At 28.9% G+C, this 15883-nt stretch carries 16 protein-coding genes; 14 read left to right on the top strand and 2 right to left on the bottom strand.

The genetic code is table 11. From position 1 onward, the window contains the following. The first annotated feature begins 2 nt into the window (after positions 1–2). The 8 genes from fmt to MTX53_RS07990 all read left to right on the top strand — a co-directional run bounded on the left by fmt (position 3) and on the right by MTX53_RS07990 (position 8334). Positions 3–932, top strand: a complete 930-nt coding sequence (fmt, locus tag MTX53_RS08025; protein WP_244833221.1) for a methionyl-tRNA formyltransferase — start codon at positions 3–5, stop codon at positions 930–932. Positions 933–1124: 192 nt separating this feature from the next. Next, a complete protein-coding gene (gene rsmB, locus MTX53_RS08020; protein WP_244833220.1) occupies positions 1125–2456 on the top strand; it encodes a 16S rRNA (cytosine(967)-C(5))-methyltransferase RsmB in 1332 nt (443 codons plus the stop codon). After that, positions 2453–3511: a 23S rRNA (adenine(2503)-C(2))-methyltransferase RlmN gene (gene rlmN / locus MTX53_RS08015; protein WP_244833219.1), complete on the top strand. Its 1059-nt coding sequence runs from the start codon at positions 2453–2455 to the stop codon at positions 3509–3511. Before rsmB ends, rlmN begins: the two co-directional genes overlap by 4 nt. Continuing rightward, the gene (locus tag MTX53_RS08010; protein WP_244833218.1) at positions 3492–4211 is read left to right on the top strand and encodes a Stp1/IreP family PP2C-type Ser/Thr phosphatase; all 720 of its coding nucleotides are present in this window, start codon (positions 3492–3494) and stop codon (positions 4209–4211) included. The genes rlmN and MTX53_RS08010 overlap by 20 nt, the downstream gene beginning before the upstream one ends. 3 nt (positions 4212–4214) lie before the next feature. After that, a complete protein-coding gene (gene pknB / locus MTX53_RS08005) occupies positions 4215–6101 on the top strand; it encodes a Stk1 family PASTA domain-containing Ser/Thr kinase (protein ID WP_244833217.1) in 1887 nt (628 codons plus the stop codon). 72 nt (positions 6102–6173) lie between these two features. Further along, positions 6174–7046, top strand: a complete 873-nt coding sequence (gene rsgA, locus MTX53_RS08000) for a ribosome small subunit-dependent GTPase A (protein ID WP_244833216.1) — start codon at positions 6174–6176, stop codon at positions 7044–7046. Beyond that, positions 7040–7690, top strand: a complete 651-nt coding sequence (rpe, locus tag MTX53_RS07995) for a ribulose-phosphate 3-epimerase (protein ID WP_244833215.1) — start codon at positions 7040–7042, stop codon at positions 7688–7690. The genes rsgA and rpe overlap by 7 nt, the downstream gene beginning before the upstream one ends. Beyond that, on the top strand, positions 7690–8334 hold the full coding sequence (locus MTX53_RS07990) for a thiamine diphosphokinase (protein ID WP_244833214.1): 645 nt from the start codon (positions 7690–7692) through the stop codon (positions 8332–8334). Before rpe ends, MTX53_RS07990 begins: the two co-directional genes overlap by 1 nt. Positions 8335–8555: 221 nt before the next feature. Here MTX53_RS07990 and rpmB read toward each other — a convergent pair whose 3' ends face one another. Then, entirely contained in the window at positions 8556–8747 is a 192-nt protein-coding gene (gene rpmB / locus MTX53_RS07985; protein WP_244833213.1) for a 50S ribosomal protein L28, read from the bottom strand. Positions 8748–8943: 196 nt separating this feature from the next. On the opposite strand from rpmB, the gene MTX53_RS07980 reads away from it, so the two are divergent. The 6 genes from MTX53_RS07980 to MTX53_RS07955 all read left to right on the top strand — a co-directional run bounded on the left by MTX53_RS07980 (position 8944) and on the right by MTX53_RS07955 (position 14709). Continuing rightward, positions 8944–9294, top strand: coding sequence for an Asp23/Gls24 family envelope stress response protein (locus MTX53_RS07980; protein WP_244833212.1), 351 nt, complete (start codon positions 8944–8946; stop codon positions 9292–9294). Between the two features lie 14 nt (positions 9295–9308). After that, the gene (locus tag MTX53_RS07975) at positions 9309–10940 is read left to right on the top strand and encodes a DAK2 domain-containing protein (protein ID WP_244833211.1); all 1632 of its coding nucleotides are present in this window, start codon (positions 9309–9311) and stop codon (positions 10938–10940) included. A 76-nt stretch (positions 10941–11016) separates the two neighbouring features. Beyond that, a complete protein-coding gene (recG, locus tag MTX53_RS07970) occupies positions 11017–13050 on the top strand; it encodes an ATP-dependent DNA helicase RecG (RefSeq protein WP_244833210.1) in 2034 nt (677 codons plus the stop codon). Positions 13051–13110: 60 nt separating this feature from the next. After that, complete coding sequence (rsmD, locus tag MTX53_RS07965) at positions 13111–13668, top strand: 16S rRNA (guanine(966)-N(2))-methyltransferase RsmD (RefSeq protein WP_244833209.1); 558 nt, start codon at positions 13111–13113, stop codon at positions 13666–13668. A gap of 2 nt (positions 13669–13670) precedes the next feature. Beyond that, positions 13671–14147: a pantetheine-phosphate adenylyltransferase gene (gene coaD / locus MTX53_RS07960; protein ID WP_244833208.1), complete on the top strand. Its 477-nt coding sequence runs from the start codon at positions 13671–13673 to the stop codon at positions 14145–14147. A 19-nt stretch (positions 14148–14166) separates the two neighbouring features. Next, positions 14167–14709, top strand: coding sequence for an ATPase (locus MTX53_RS07955; protein WP_244833207.1), 543 nt, complete (start codon positions 14167–14169; stop codon positions 14707–14709). On the opposite strand, the gene ylbJ is transcribed toward MTX53_RS07955, so the two are convergent. Continuing rightward, on the bottom strand, positions 14689–15861 hold the full coding sequence (gene ylbJ / locus MTX53_RS07950) for a sporulation integral membrane protein YlbJ (protein ID WP_244833206.1): 1173 nt from the start codon (positions 15859–15861) through the stop codon (positions 14689–14691). The two genes, MTX53_RS07955 and ylbJ, sit on opposite strands and share 21 nt — an antisense overlap. Positions 15862–15883 lie beyond the last annotated feature (22 nt).

Below are 15883 nucleotides of genomic sequence, written 5' to 3'. Positions count from 1 at the left end.
ATATGAAGATAGTTTTTATGGGAACTGCTGATTTTGCAGTACCTACACTTGCAGCGCTTATAGAGAAACATGATGTTTTGGCAGTAATTACTCAACCAGATAAAAGAAAAGGAAGAGGAAAGAAAATATCATTTTCACCTGTAAAAGAAGAAGCATTAAAGCATTCTTCAATTCCAGTATATCAGCCTGTTAAAATTAGAGAAGATAAAGAACTTATAGAAAATCTAAAAAAAATGAATCCAGATTTTATTGTAGTAGTTGCATATGGACAGATTCTAACAAAAGAGATCTTAGATATACCAAAGTATGTTTCAATAAATCTTCATGGATCTCATCTTCCTATGTATAGGGGGGCAGCTCCTATAAATTGGGCTATTATAAAAGGAGAAAAAGTCACTGGAAATACCACAATGGTTATGGATGAAGGAATTGATACAGGTGATATGCTTCTTAAAGATGAAGTGATAATTGATGAGAATATGACAGCAGGAGAACTTACTGATGTTTTAAAAGAGAAAGGTTCATCACTTCTTATTGATACAATAGAAAAATATTCACAAGGGAATCTCACTCCAGTAAAACAAAATGGTGATACATTTTATGCTAAAATGCTTGATAAAGAGCATGCTGTTATAAACTGGGATGATAGTGCAGAAAATATTCATAATTTTATAAGAGGATTAAATCCATGGCCAATTGCGTATACTTCATATAACGATCAGAAAATGAAAATATATGAAACTGAAGTAACAGATGAAAAATCTTCAGCCGAATCTGGAACTATTTTGGACGTTTCCAAAAAAGGTATAAAAGTTATGTGCAAAGATAGTATACTACTTATAAAAAGAATACAGTTCCCAAATGGGAAACCGCTTGAAGTAAAACAGTATATTAATGGACATAGTATAGAAAAAAATATATTACTAAAATAGAAAATTATTTTTGAATTATATTTTATATGTAATAAAATAATAAAAAATTTCAGTATAGGAAATAAATAAAAATAGGATAATATAATAGTAGAGACATTTTTTAAAGAGAAACAAAATCTTACTGATATTACTTTATAAAAATAAGTATAAGGATGATATAGAAGATAATAATGATTATTAAAGAGGTATTTTATGAATTGTAGAAATTTAGCTGTAAAAATTATTAATAGAGTAGTATATGAGAAGGCATATTCAAATATCATTTTATCAAATGAACTTGATAAATCAGATTTAGAAGATAATGATAAAGCTCTCTTAACTGAAATTGTATATGGAGTTTTAAGAAGAAAGAAGACACTTGATATAATTATATCTAATTTTGTAAAAGACATTGCTATAATGAATAGAGATATTCTTGCAATTCTTGAAATTGCAATATTCCAAATGAGATTTTTAGATAAAATCCCTGAATATGCAGCTGTAAATGAAGCTGTTGAATCTGCAAAAGCTGTTTCTGCTGAAGACTCAAAGCTTGTAAATGCAGTTTTACGTAATTATAGCAAGAATCCTGATGATATAGTAGTAAAGGGAAATAAGATAGACGAAATTGCATATAAATTTTCTTTTGAACCATGGATGATAAGACTTCTTATAAAACAATATGGAGAAGAAAAAGCCAAAAAGATAATGGCTTCTTTAAATGAAGTTCCAACTGTTACAGTAAGAGTTAATTCACTAAAGGCAGAGTTTGAAGATGTGCTTGATAAACTTATTGAATCTTCAGTAGATGCTTCAGAGGGCGCTATTTGTCCTGAGGCTATTCAAATAAAAAATGGAAGATCAGTTAAAGAGAATCCATTATTTAGTGAAGGTCTTATTACAGTACAAGATGAAAGCGCAATGTCAGTAGCACCTCTTTTAGATTTAGATGAGGATAATTTAACTGTTGCAGATTTATGTGCAGCCCCTGGAACTAAAACAACACATATTTCAGAAATATTAAATAATAAAGGAACAGTAATTGCATGTGATAATCATGAAAATAAGCTTAGTCTTATCGAAGATAATGCTAAAAGATTAGGAATAGATAATATTAAAGTATTAGTCAATGATGCTGAAAAATTCAATCCTGAATTTGTTGATAAATTTGATAGAATACTCATTGATGTTCCATGTTCTGGAATAGGAATAATACGAAAGAAACCTGAAATAAAATGGTCAAAGAAACGTAAAGATCTTAGAGAAATTGCTGTTAGACAGAAAAATATACTTGAAAATTCTTGGAAATATTTAAAAGATGGTGGAATAATGATATATTCTACTTGTACATTAAATAAAGAAGAAAATGATGATAATATAGATTGGTTTTTGAAAAGTCATGAAGATTCAAAAAGTGTAAAGATTTTTATTGGAAGAGGAAAAAATTTGGAATATGGAAGGAACGATGCTCTTACTATACTTCCAAGTAGTGATATGGATGGATTCTATATAGCGAAATTACAAAAAATAGCAGGTGAAAAATGATTAATATATTAGATTATTCTTTGGAAGAACTAAAAAATTGGATGTCTAAAAATGGAGAAAAGGCATTTAGAGCAAAACAAGTAATGGGATGGATATATAAAAAAGTTTATAATTTTGATGATATGAATAACATTCCTAAAAATACTAAAGATTTGCTTAAAGAAAATTTTAAAATTGCAATTCCTGAAATTGTTGAAGTATATGAATCTAAAACAGATGGTACTAAAAAATTTCTTTTAGGTTTTGACGATGGAAATCTAATAGAGAGTGTACTTATGAAATATAAATTTGGATATTCAATTTGTATTTCAACTCAGATAGGATGTAGTATGGGATGTAAATTCTGTGCATCAACAATAAATGGAAAAGTAAGAAATCTTACATCTGGTGAAATATTATCAGAAATTATAAAAGTACAGGATTATGCAGGAGAAAGAATTTCAAATGTTGTTCTTATGGGAAGTGGAGAACCACTTGACAATTATGACAATGTTATTAAATTTTTAGAAATTGTATCGAGTGAAGATAGTCTTAATATAGGTCAAAGACATATAACTCTTTCAACATGTGGAATTGTTCCTAAAATGTATGATCTTGCAGATAAAAAGATGAGTATAGGTCTTGCAATATCTCTTCATGCGTTTAGCGATGAAAAAAGGAAAGAGATAATGCCTATAGCAAATAAATATTCTATAAAAGAGATAATAGATGCCTGCAAATATTTTATTGATGAAACTAAAAGAAGAGTTACATTTGAATATGCACTTGTTAAAGATGTAAATGATGGAAAAGAAGATGCAAGATCACTTGCAAGGCTTTTAAAGGGACTTCTATGCAATGTAAATCTTATACCAGTAAATGAAGTGAGAGAAAATAGTTTTAAGAGATCATCTAAAAAGCAAATAGAAGAATTTCTTGAGATATTAACATCTTATGGGATAAATGCTACAGTAAGGCGTGAAATGGGAAGCGATATAAATGCAGCATGTGGGCAACTTAGAAGAAGCTATTTAAAGAAACAAAGAGGTGAATTCTATGACAAGCTTGTTAACTGATATAGGCCTTAAAAGGTCATTAAATGAAGATTCTGCTTCATATTATGAAAATGAAAATTATAAAATTTATGTTGTTGCAGATGGAATGGGCGGACACAATGCTGGAGAAGTTGCGAGTGAAATTGCTTCTAAGAAAATTATTACTTATGTAAAAAGCAATTTCTTAAAATCTGATCCGGAAAATATTTTAAAAGATGCTATAAAATCTGCAAATACAGAAATCTTTGAATATTCTAAGACCGCTATAACACTTAATGGTATGGGCACTACAGTTACAGCATGTCTTATTACAAAAGATTTTATTCATATTGCAAATGTTGGAGATAGTTCATGTTTTGGAATTAAAGATGGAAAAATTAGAAAGATAACAAAAGATCATTCACTTGTTCAAGAACTTGTAGACAGTGGAAGTATTACTGAAGAAGACGCAGTAAATCATCCTAAAAAAAATATTATTACAAGAGCTCTCGGAACTGCTGATAGTGTTGATGTTGATGTATTTCCAGTAAAACAGAATGACTATGATATACTTCTTTTATGTTCAGATGGGCTTACAAATGAGTTAAGTAATTCTGAAATTCTAGATATTATTTATTCTGAGGATGAATATGACAAAATAACACAAAAATTAGTTGAAACTGCTAAAGGAAAAGGTGGAAGAGATAATATAACGGTTCTGTTGTTTAAAGGAGAGATGTAAGATATGGAAGGAATTATTTTAGGTGACAGATATGAGCTTGTTGAAAAAATCGGCGAAGGCGGAATGTCTGTAGTTTATAAGGCAAAGTGTCATAAATTAAATAGATTTGATGCAGTAAAAATATTAAAAAAAGAATTTGCTGATAATAAAGAAATTGTTGAAAAATTTAAAGGAGAAGCAACTGCTATTGCAGCACTCTCTGATAATAATATAGTTAATATTCTTGATGTAGGAACACAGGATGGGCTTAATTATATTGTAATGGAGTATGTAAAAGGTTCAACTTTAAAGGAAGTAATTAAAAAATTAGGCAAGATGAATTATGAAGAAGCGGTTACAGTTTCAATTCAAATAGCAAAAGCACTTGACTGTGCGCATAGAAACAACATTATTCATAGAGATGTAAAACCTCAGAACATTCTTGTATCTGAAGATGGAACTATTAAAGTAACAGATTTTGGAATAGCAAAATCTGCAACTGCATCTACTATTACAAATACAACAAAAATAATAGGCTCAGCACATTATCTTTCTCCAGAACAGGCTAGAGGATCTTTTATAGACTGTAGGACAGATCTATATTCTCTAGGCGTAGTTCTTTATGAAATGGTAACGGGAGTGCTTCCTTTTGAGGCAGATACAGCTGTTACTATTGCACTTAAGCATTTACAGGAAGAACCTGTTCCACCAAAGGATATAAATTCAAAAATACCAGAAAGTCTTAATCAGCTTATTTTAAAAGCGATGCAGAAAGAACCAAGCAAGAGATATCAGACTGCAAAGGAAATGATTGCAGATCTTGAAAGAATAAAAAATAATCCTGATGCTATAATTGATGAACCATTAGATTCAGATAGTGAACATACAATAATAATGCCGGCAGTTAATTCTTCTGATAAAGATAATAAATTATATGGCAACAATAACGAAAATAAATCTGATGAAAATGATTATGAAGATGATTATGATGACGATGAAGATGACGATGATTATGATGATAAAAAATCGCTTAAAAAGAAAAAGCTTGTGAAGATATTTATTGGAGCTGGAATTTTTATTGCATTAATTTTAATTGGTATTTTAGCATTTAATATATTTTCAAAACCTTCCGAAGAAGTCACAGTACCTGATAATTTAGTTGGAATGTCATTTGATGATGCAAAAGCTGAACTTGATAAAATTGGTCTAGTAGCTGTTCAAGTTGATTCAGACGACAGTGATGAAGAAAAGGGAACTGTTATACAAACAAATCCTACAGGCGGTACAAAGGTTAAGAAAAACAGTCAGGTCAGAATTGTTGTAAGTTCAGGGAAAACTATAAAAATGATAGATCTTACAGGTCAGACTGTAAAGGCGGCTAATACGCTTTTAGAGAAAGATAATCTAAAAATATCAACTGAAACAGAAGAATATAGTAATTCTGTAGCGGCTGGAAAGATAATAAGCCAAGATCCTGAAGCAGGAACAGATATTACTTCTGATACAGAGATTACAGTTATAGTAAGTAAGGGACCTGAAGTAAAAGTTACAAGAGTTCCTGATGTTAAAGGTAAAGATCAAGAGTCAGCTGAAAATGAACTTAAAAATATTGGACTAAAACCATCTGTTACAACAGAAAATGTTGAAGATGAGTCAAAAAATGGAATAGTATTGAAACAATCAGCTACCAATATTGAAGTAAGAGAAGGAACTTCAATAAATATTGTAGTTGGAAAATATGTTGCACCTAAAGAAGAACCGAAGGAAACATCTAGTGACAATCAAGATAAGGAAGATACTACTAAAAAAGAAGATAGTGATAAAGAAGACACATCAAAGACGACTGCTAAAGGTGTAGATAAACCTAAAGCAAGTGATTCAAGCACAAATAGTAATATTAAAAATAATTAATAGAAATTTAAGAGGGTGGTAAACTCTCTTAAATTTTTAATTATAATTTTATTAATGATATGGAGTGAATTTATGGATGGAAGAATTATAAAAGGAATTGGAGGATTCTATTATATAAAATCAAAAGAAGGTATAATAGAGTGCAAGGCGAGAGGAAAATTTAGACATAATGATATAAAGCCTATCGTTGGAGATGAAGTAGAAATACTTGTTCAAAATGGGAAAGGTACAATTGAAAATATAAAAGAAAGAAAGAATACCTTAATAAGACCAGCTGTGTCAAATGTTTCACAAGCATTTGTCGTTTTAGCATCTAAAAATCCAGCTTTTAGCTTTGAACTATTAAATAAATTTCTAGTCTTATGTGAATATAGTGACATAAAGCCAGTAGTATGTATTAATAAAACTGATCTTATAACAGAAGCTGAAAAGAAAGAAATAAAAGAAAAAATATTTAATATAGGATATGAATGCTTTTTTATAAATGCAAAACAAGGGAAAGGATTAGAAGATATATTAAAAAAATTAAAAGGAAATACAACTGTTTTATGTGGTCCATCAGGTGTTGGAAAGTCTACACTAATAAATACGCTTACTAAATCATCTCATATGGAAACAGGAAGCATAAGTGAAAAGCTAAAGAGAGGTAAAAATACTACAAGGCATAGTGAACTTATAGAAATTGAAGATGGATATATTGTGGATACTCCAGGTTTTTCTACACTTCATATAAAAGATATAATGGACAAAGATGATTTGAAATTTGCATTTCATGAGTTTGATGAATATAATGATAAATGTAAATTTAGAGGATGCAGACATTATAAAGAACCAGGTTGTGCGGTTAAAAAAGCAGTTGATGAAAAGCTTATAAATAAATTTAGATATGATTTTTATATAAGAATATTAGAGGAAATAATAGAGGAGGAAAAAAACAAATGGTAATGATAGCACCATCAATTTTATCAGCAGATTTTTCAAAATTAGGTGATGAAATAAAAAAAATAGATAAAGCGGGGGCTGAATATATACATATAGATGTAATGGACGGAATGTTTGTACCAAATATATCTTTAGGATTCCCTATAATAAAATCAATAAGAAATAAGACAGATAAGGTATTTGATGTACATCTTATGATAGAAAAACCAGATAGATATATAGATGAGTTTGTAAAATGCGGAGCAGATGTAATAACAGTTCATTATGAAGCAGATAGACATATAGATAGAACAATTGAGTACATAAAAGAAAAAGGAATAAAGGCTGCTGTAGCTTTAAATCCAGCAACACCTGTAAGTGTTTTGGAGAATATTATTCAAAAGCTTGATATGGTACTTATAATGTCTGTAAATCCAGGATTTGGAGGACAGAAATTTATAAATTATTCACTTGATAAGATAAAAAAGATAAGAGAGATGAGCAAAAATTCAAATAAAGATCTTCTAATTGAAGTTGATGGAGGAGTAACAAAAGATAATGCAGATATGATAATAAAAGCAGGTGCTAATGTGTTAGTTGCTGGTTCTGCAGTATTTAATGATGGAAATATAGAGGAAAACATAAGATTACTTAGAGGTGAAAATTAGTGACTGGATTAATAGTTTCAGGGGGGAAAAAACCTAGTGAATGTAGACTTAAAAAATATATTCAAAAGATAAAACCAGAATTTATTATAGCGGCAGATAAAGGGATGGAAGCTATGAATGAATATAATATAGTGCCTGATGTTATAGTTGGGGATTTTGATTCTGTTAATCCATCTATTTTAAATATTATGTCAAAAAAAGTTGAAAATATTTTAAAATTTCCTCCAGAGAAGGACTATACTGACACCGAAATAGCAGTTATTGAATGTATGAAACGTGGCATTTCGAAAATTTATCTATTTGGAGCAACTGGAACAAGAGTTGATCATATGCTTGGTAATATAGGACTTATACTTACATATAAAAGAAAAGGTATAAGAATTATAATTGTAGATGACAATAATGAATTATATCTTGCAGATAATAAAAAAATGAGCATTAAAGGTAAATTTGGAGAAAATATAGGGTTTCATGCATTATCTGATGTAGTTAAAAATTTTAAGATAAGAGGAGCAAAATATAATCTTGATGGATATGATATGCATCTTTTAGATCCAAGAGCTATATGTAATGAATTTTTAGATACTCCGATTGAAATAGAATTCGAAAGCGGAGAATTATTAATTTTAAAATCTTTTGATTAAATAGGAACATTTTTAGATTTTCTGAATACTATATAATATAAGTATATTTTTATAAGTTAAGGAGAAGATCTATATGAAAATTATTGCAATAAAGCTGCCAAAATTTTTTTCGAACATTATAAAATTCTTTAGAAGAAAAAAATAAAAAGGTACATAATATCCTTTTAAAATTTTATAAAATAAAAAATGCAATTGGGATAACAATTGCATTTTTTATCTACTTATAATGCTCTTTCAACCTTTCCAGATCTAAGACATCTTGTACATACATGAACAGTTTTTGGTGTTCCGTTAACTAAAGCTTTTACTTTCTTTATGTTAGGAGCCCAAGTTCTCTTTGATTGACGATGTGAATGGCTGAATTGTACTCCTGATACAACGCCCTTATCACAATATTCGCATCTTCTTGCCATTAGAAAACACCTCCCTTTATTCCAAAGATATCATCTTCAATAGGACAAATTGAATTATACCACATAGTGCGTATTGTTTGCAACTATTTATTGAATTTATAAAAGAAAATATTTATAATGTTAAGATATTCCTTGAATAAAAATACGTAGTAATATAAAATATAGAATATGATATATTATGTTAGGAGGAATATTAATGGTAGGATTTTCCAATGAAAATGGTGTTATTAATTATTCAGAAGAAGTATTATCTAATCTTATAGGCCTTTCTACTATGGAATGCTATGGTGTTGTAGGAATGGTATCTAAAAGTGCAACAGAAGGCTTATGGGAACTTATGAGAATAGAAAATTTAAGCAAAGGTGTAAAATTAAAGCTTACAGATGAGGAAAAACTTCAAATAGAATTATTTATAATGGTTGAGTACGGAACTAAGATATCTGTTATTGCTAATAATGTAATTCAGAAAGTTAAATATAGTGTTGAAAATTTTACTGGCGTAAAAGTTTCTTCAATAACTGTAAATGTGCAAGCGGTAAGAGTCTAGGAGGATACTAAAAAATGGAATATAAAGAAATAAATGGCCATGATTTTTATAATATGGTTGTAAATGCAAGTAATAGGCTGGCTGAGCAGAGTGATTTTGTTAATTCACTTAATGTATTTCCTGTTCCAGATGGTGATACTGGAACAAATATGTCTATGACATTTAGTGCAGCAGTAAAGGAAATAGAGAATTTAAATACTGATTCTATTTCTGAAGTATCAAAAAAACTTGCAAAAGGAGCACTTATGGGTGCGAGAGGTAATTCAGGAGTAATATTATCACAGATATTAAGAGGATTATCTAAAGGGTTTGAAGGAGCTTTAAGCGCAGATGCATCTAAAGTTGCATTATCTTTAAAAGAAGGTGCAAAATCAGCATATAAAGCTGTAATGAGACCTACAGAAGGAACAATTCTTTCAGTAATAAGAAAAGCTGCAGATGGTGCAGAAAGCTCAGAAAATGATGATATAGTTCTTATGCTTGATGATGTAATACGTGAAGCAAAGATAATGCTTGATAAAACACCAGAACTTCTTCCTGCTTTAAAGAAAGCAAAAGTTGTAGATTCTGGTGGAATGGGACTTTATATAATACTTGAAGGAATGAGAAATGCTCTTCGTGATGGAATAACTGCTAAAGTGGATAAAAAAACTTCAATTTCACAAGGCAAAGTTTTAATGCCATCTGAAGAAGAAATAAAATTCGGATATTGTACAGAATTTATAATTAAAGGTGATGCAAAAAAAGCTGATTCATTTAAAGAACAAATAAAATCTCTTGGAGACTGCATGATAGTAGTTGGATATGAAGATGTAATAAAAGTTCACATTCATACTAATGATCCTGGAAAAGTTTTGTCTTATGCAGTTGAAATTGGAGAACTTTCAAAGATAAAGATAGATAATATGCGTGAAGAACACAGAGAAATGTTTGATGATATAGGAAAGATGCAGAGCGCTCAGGATAATGTAGCTGTTAGTGATGAAGAAAAGAAATATGCATTTATTACAGTTGCAATGGGGGACGGAATAGCAAATACATTTAAACAGCTTGGTTGTGACTTTGTAATTGAAGGCGGACAGACAATGAATCCTTCAACACAAGATATACTAGAAGCAGCAGAAAAATTAAATGCTGAGCATATTTTTATACTTCCAAATAATAAAAATATTATAATGGCAGCTGACCAGGCAGCAGAAATAAGTAAAAAAAATATACATGTAATAAAGACAAAAACAATCCCACAAGGAATTGCATGCTTTATAAAATTTAATCCTGAAGAAGATATTCAAAAAAATATTGATGAAATGAATGAAGCAATATCAAGTGTAAAAACAGCCTCACTTACATTTGCAGTAAGAGATACTGAGATGGATGGATTTGAAATTAAAGAAGGAAATATTCTTGGGCTTATTGAAGGAAAAATAAGCGAAGTTGGAAACAATAAGACTCAAATTCTTGAAAAGCTAATAGATTCTATGATAGATGAGGACAGTGAACTTATTACCGTATACTATGGAAAAGATGTTTCAGATGATGAGGCACAAAAAATAGAAGAAGAGATACAGGAAAAGTATGACGAATTGGATGTTCAGGTATTAAAAGGAAATCAGCCTTTATATTATTATCTTATATCAATAGAATAGATATTTTTAACTGCTGCATAAAATAGTCTTATTTTAGCAGCAGTTTCTTTTTTAAATTAGCGCAGGTGGTGTTATCGTGGATATTTATAGCAGTATAGGAGAACTTAGAGGAATTGGACCAAAATCTAAAGAAAGATTAAATAAATGTGGCATATTTAATTTATTAGATGTTTTATTGTACATTCCAAGAGACTATATATTCTGTGAAATAGATCAGAAATTTGAAAAAATAGATGAGAATAAAAAAAATATTTTAAAATGCAGATTAAAGCGATTTAAAATGGATATTAGAACAAAGAATGGTAAAAGAATAACAGATATAATATTTACTTATTCAAATCATATTGTAGTTGCAAGATGGTTTAATCAGCCGTATATGAAAAGAAATTTTGCGATTGGAAAAGAATATAATCTTATGGGCGTTTTTCAAAAAAATAATAATTCACTTCTCATTGTATGTCCAGTTATAATTAATAATGATATGGCTTCAAATAATATAATGCCAGTATACCCGCTAAAAGGTGAGATAAATAATAAGTTTATTGAGAAACTTGTTAGAAATGTTTTTGAACATATAAAAATACGTGAAAATATACCAGATGAAATAATTAAAAAATATTCTCTTGTGTCTCTTGAAACTGCAATAAGAAATATTCACTTTCCTCAAAGTAAAGATTTACTTGAAAAAGCAAGAATAAGATTGAAGTTTCAGGAACTTTTTATGTATTCACTTAAACTTATGATATTAAAAAAAGAATATAGAAGCAATCAAAATGGAATAAGTTTTAATTATGCAAAGGAATTGAAAAGCTTTAAACAGAATCTACCATATGAGCTCACAGATGCTCAAACAAAGGTTGTAAGAGAAGTTTTAAGAGATGGTAAGAAAAAGAGTACTATGAATAGACTTGTTCAGGGAGATGTGGGAAGTGGAAAAACTATAGTTGCTCTAATAGCTATATTTAATGTTGTAAAAAATGGGTATAAGTGCGCATTGATGGCACCTACTGCTATTTTAGCTTCTCAGCACTATAGTGAAGCTTTAAAATTATTTAAAAATTTTGGAATTGATGTTGAACTTCTCTGTGGTAGTACACCAAAGAAAGAAAAAGACAGGATAAAAGAAAAACTTAAGAAAGAAAAACCATTTCTTATAGTGGGTACACATGCTCTATTTCAAGATGATGTAGTCATAAATAAACTTGGTCTTGTAATTACTGATGAACAGCATAGATTTGGAGTTTCTCAAAGAAATGAACTTCAAAATAAAGGTGAGAATGCAGATTGCCTTGTAATGACAGCAACTCCTATACCAAGAACTCTTGCAATATTTATGTATTCAGATATGGATGTATCTATTATAGACGAACTTCCTCCTGGAAGGAAAAAAGTGGATACAATATATGTTGATATGAAAAAGAAGTACGAGGCATATGATATTGCTCTTGAGGAACTTTCAAAAGGAAGGCAGGTTTATGCGGTATGTCCACTTATTGAAGAAAATGAGGATGGAAATTTAAATTCTGTAGAGAAAGTTTATGACACTTTAAAAAATAATGAATTTAAGAAGTATAAAATAGGAATTCTTCATGGTAAAATGAAAAATGAGGAGAAGAATTCTATTATAAAACAGTTTAAAGAAAATAAAATACAAGTACTTGTAAGTACTACGGTAATAGAAGTTGGTGTAAATATAGTTAATGCGTCAGTTATGATAATATTTAATGCTGAAAGATTTGGATTATCCACACTTCATCAGTTAAGGGGAAGAGTTGGAAGAGGAAGCGATAAATCATATTGCATTTTAATTGGAGATGCTAAAAGCGATATAACAAAACGAAGAATGAAGATTATGACAGAGTCTTCAGATGGATTTTATATATCTGAACAGGATTTAAAACTACGAGGATCCGGAGAAATATTTGGAAGTAGACAAAGCGGGGATAATGGATTCTTAATTGCAGATATATATAATGATTTTAATATTTTAAGATGTGCAAAAAAAGAAGCATATAGTTTTGCTCAAAACAGCTTAGAAGAAAATAGAAAACTTTTAAGTGAAACAGAGAAAATATTAAAACAAACTAGTAAGTATATTTGTTTTAATTAAATTGAATTAATATGTATTTATATGATAATATATTTAATATAAGTTAAAGGAGATAATATCATGAGAATAATAGCAGGAAAAGCAAGGGGACACAAACTAATACCTCCAAGCTCTATGATTACAAGACCAACTCTTGATAGGGTAAAGGAAGCCATGTTTAGTACGATACAGTTTTATATAGATGGAGCAAATGTCGTTGATGTTTTTGCAGGAACAGGAAGTCTTGGACTTGAATGTGCAAGTAGAGGTGCAAAAAAAGTTTATCTTTTTGATAAAAGTGATGAAACGTATCCTCTTTTAAAAGAAAATGTTAAGAACTTAAAATTTGAAGATTTTTGTGAGCCTATAAAGATTGATGCTTATGAAGGTTTAAAGAAGTTAGCTAAAAATGGACTTACATTTAACATAATGTTTATAGATCCACCATACTGTAAAGAAATGATTCCTGAAGCTATTTCTATAATAAACGATAATAATCTTCTTAAAGAAGGTGGTATAATAGTAACTAAGATAGATACTATAGAAGAAATATATGAAGGATATGGAAAAATACAGCTGATTAAAAGCAGAAAGTATGGAAATACGACTGTATGCTATTATAAAAATAAGGAGAATTAAAAATGAAAACAGCAGTTTATCCAGGAAGCTTTGATCCTATTACAAATGGACATTTTGATATAATAAAAAGAGGAGCTAAAATATTTGATAAAGTAATAGTTGCAGTACTTATTAATATTGATAAAAGACATCTTTTTAATATTGAGGAACGTGTTGAACTTATAAAAAAAGTTGTAAAAGGAATTGATAATGTTGAAGTAGTCTGTTTTGACGGTCTTTTAGTCGAATTTATGAGAAGAAATAATATAAACGTAATACTAAAAGGACTTAGAACAACAGGAGATTTTGATTATGAACTTCAAATGGCACTTGTAAATTCAGAGCTTGAACCTGAAATTGAAACGGTTTGTATGATGGCAAGGGCAGAAAATATACATATAAGTTCTTCATGTGTAAAACAGATAGCAGAATTTGGAGGGAGTATTGATAAATTTGTTCCTAAACAGATAGTGTCTGAAATATTAAAAAAAATAGGTTAGCCAGAGGGGGGTATATGAAATGGAAAATATAGATACTAATGTTATTGAATTATTGGAATATCTCCAAGATATTATTGATAATTCTCCTAAAGTGCCAATGAGTAGCAAAGCTATGATTGATAAAAAAGAAGCTCTTGAAATTATAGATCAAATAATTAATTATCTTCCTGATCAGTTTAAGAAAGCACAGTGGATTGTAAATGAACGTGATAGGATTCTTTCAGATGCGAAGAAAGAATATGATAATGTTAAAAAAGAAACATCTAATATGCTAAGACAAAATGTTGAGAATAGTTTAATAGTAAAAGAAGCTAAAATAAGAGGAGAAAAAATTATAGCTTCTGCACAAAAAGATGCAAAAGCTATAAGAATTGGATCAAGAGATTATTCAGAAGAACTTTTATCAGAGCTCGATCAGCAGATAATAAATGAAAAAGAAAAACTTATTAAGAATCTTCAAACTCAATTTCAGAATATGGCTGAAGAACTTGATAAAACAATGAACTGTGCAGGAGTAGAAATACAAAATAACATAAAAGAATTAAAAGATATGAAAAAGTAATTTATTCATTGCTTTTAATAATACTGTTATTAATGTAATTGCAATAGTTGGAAGAATAATAAATATAATATTAGGGCTAAAAAATATATTATTCAAATTCGAAGCTTTTATAGTAAGAGGGAAAAATATTAATACTGCATATGTTATAAAAAAACTTATAATTCCTTGAAAGAATTTAAGCAGTATATATTTTTTAAAATTAAATTTTATATCACTTACAAAAGCACTTACTTGAGCAATTGCAGAGAGACCTGAAAAAGAGCATAAAAAACTTACTATACTAAGTTTTATATTAAGTGATGTACTTAGCTTTGATATTATGCTACATCCATTTGTAAATTCAATACTGCCTAAAAATATACTATATAAAGTACCTTCAGATATAGATAAAATATATTCGATATAAGTAAATAGTGAAGTTATTAATGTTGAGTTTTTTATAATTGTAATTATAACTGAAAATATTGAAATAAAACCACCTATTATTATAGTTGTTACAAGACTATTAAAAACAGAATCTTTTATAGCTTTTCCAAAATTTATATTTATATTTTGGTCTTTTTTAATACAAAGATCAGATGATATATTCTTTTTTCTAGTTAAAATTCCTATTATAAATGCAGAAATATAACTTGAAAATAGAAGAACATATGATGCTTTTATATTAGAAAACATAGCTACTGAAACAGATCCTATAAGAAATATAGGTCCTGCGTTTGAAGCAATATTTAAAAGACGAGAAAATTCTTTTTTATCTATATACTTTTGTCTATATAAATCTGCTGAGTATTTTGCTCCAAGAGGATACCCACAAAGCATACTTGCTACAATTGCAAAAGAACAATTTTTTGAAAGCCCTAGAGGCTTACATAAAAAAGGTCCTAAAATTTTTGAATATAATTCAATTCCACCATATGCAATAAGAAGATTACATATAAGGACGAATGGAAAAGTAGTTGGCAAAACAGCTTTGTACCACAAAACAAATCCTTCAAGTGCAGCGTTTATAGATATTTTAATATTGTATACAAAAATAACAATAAGTATAGTAATAAGTATACACAAAATTACATTTTTGTTTAATTTTAAAAGCTTTATAAGAAGAACAGATAAAACTATTATGCATAAAAGTAGAAACAGAGAAAAAAGCATAAAAACACCTCCTATCTGTTAT

It is taken from the genome of Clostridium sp. BJN0001 (genome assembly GCF_022869825.1).
In the GTDB taxonomy this organism is placed as follows: Bacteria; Bacillota; Clostridia; order Clostridiales; family Clostridiaceae; genus Clostridium.
Note: the sequence above shows the minus strand (reverse complement) of the source record. Positions and strands in the feature narration are given on the sequence as shown.

Excerpts from the sequence above, each read along its gene's own strand:
- pknB (WP_244833217.1), top strand. The coding sequence starts at position 4,215 with ATGGAAGGAATTATTTTAGGTGACAGATATGAGCTTGTTGAAAAAATC.
- MTX53_RS07955 (WP_244833207.1), top strand. The coding sequence starts at position 14,167 with ATGGAAAATATAGATACTAATGTTATTGAATTATTGGAATATCTCCAA.
- rsgA (WP_244833216.1), top strand. The coding sequence starts at position 6,174 with ATGGATGGAAGAATTATAAAAGGAATTGGAGGATTCTATTATATAAAA.
- rsmB (WP_244833220.1), top strand. The coding sequence starts at position 1,125 with ATGAATTGTAGAAATTTAGCTGTAAAAATTATTAATAGAGTAGTATAT.
- MTX53_RS07975 (WP_244833211.1), top strand. The coding sequence starts at position 9,309 with ATGGAATATAAAGAAATAAATGGCCATGATTTTTATAATATGGTTGTA.
- rsmD (WP_244833209.1), top strand. The coding sequence starts at position 13,111 with ATGAGAATAATAGCAGGAAAAGCAAGGGGACACAAACTAATACCTCCA.
- rpe (WP_244833215.1), top strand. The coding sequence starts at position 7,040 with ATGGTAATGATAGCACCATCAATTTTATCAGCAGATTTTTCAAAATTA.
- fmt (WP_244833221.1), top strand. The coding sequence starts at position 3 with ATGAAGATAGTTTTTATGGGAACTGCTGATTTTGCAGTACCTACACTT.
- coaD (WP_244833208.1), top strand. The coding sequence starts at position 13,671 with ATGAAAACAGCAGTTTATCCAGGAAGCTTTGATCCTATTACAAATGGA.
- MTX53_RS07980 (WP_244833212.1), top strand. The coding sequence starts at position 8,944 with ATGGTAGGATTTTCCAATGAAAATGGTGTTATTAATTATTCAGAAGAA.
- ylbJ (WP_244833206.1), bottom strand. The coding sequence starts at position 15,861 with ATGCTTTTTTCTCTGTTTCTACTTTTATGCATAATAGTTTTATCTGTT.
- rlmN (WP_244833219.1), top strand. The coding sequence starts at position 2,453 with ATGATTAATATATTAGATTATTCTTTGGAAGAACTAAAAAATTGGATG.
- MTX53_RS08010 (WP_244833218.1), top strand. The coding sequence starts at position 3,492 with ATGACAAGCTTGTTAACTGATATAGGCCTTAAAAGGTCATTAAATGAA.
- rpmB (WP_244833213.1), bottom strand. The coding sequence starts at position 8,747 with ATGGCAAGAAGATGCGAATATTGTGATAAGGGCGTTGTATCAGGAGTA.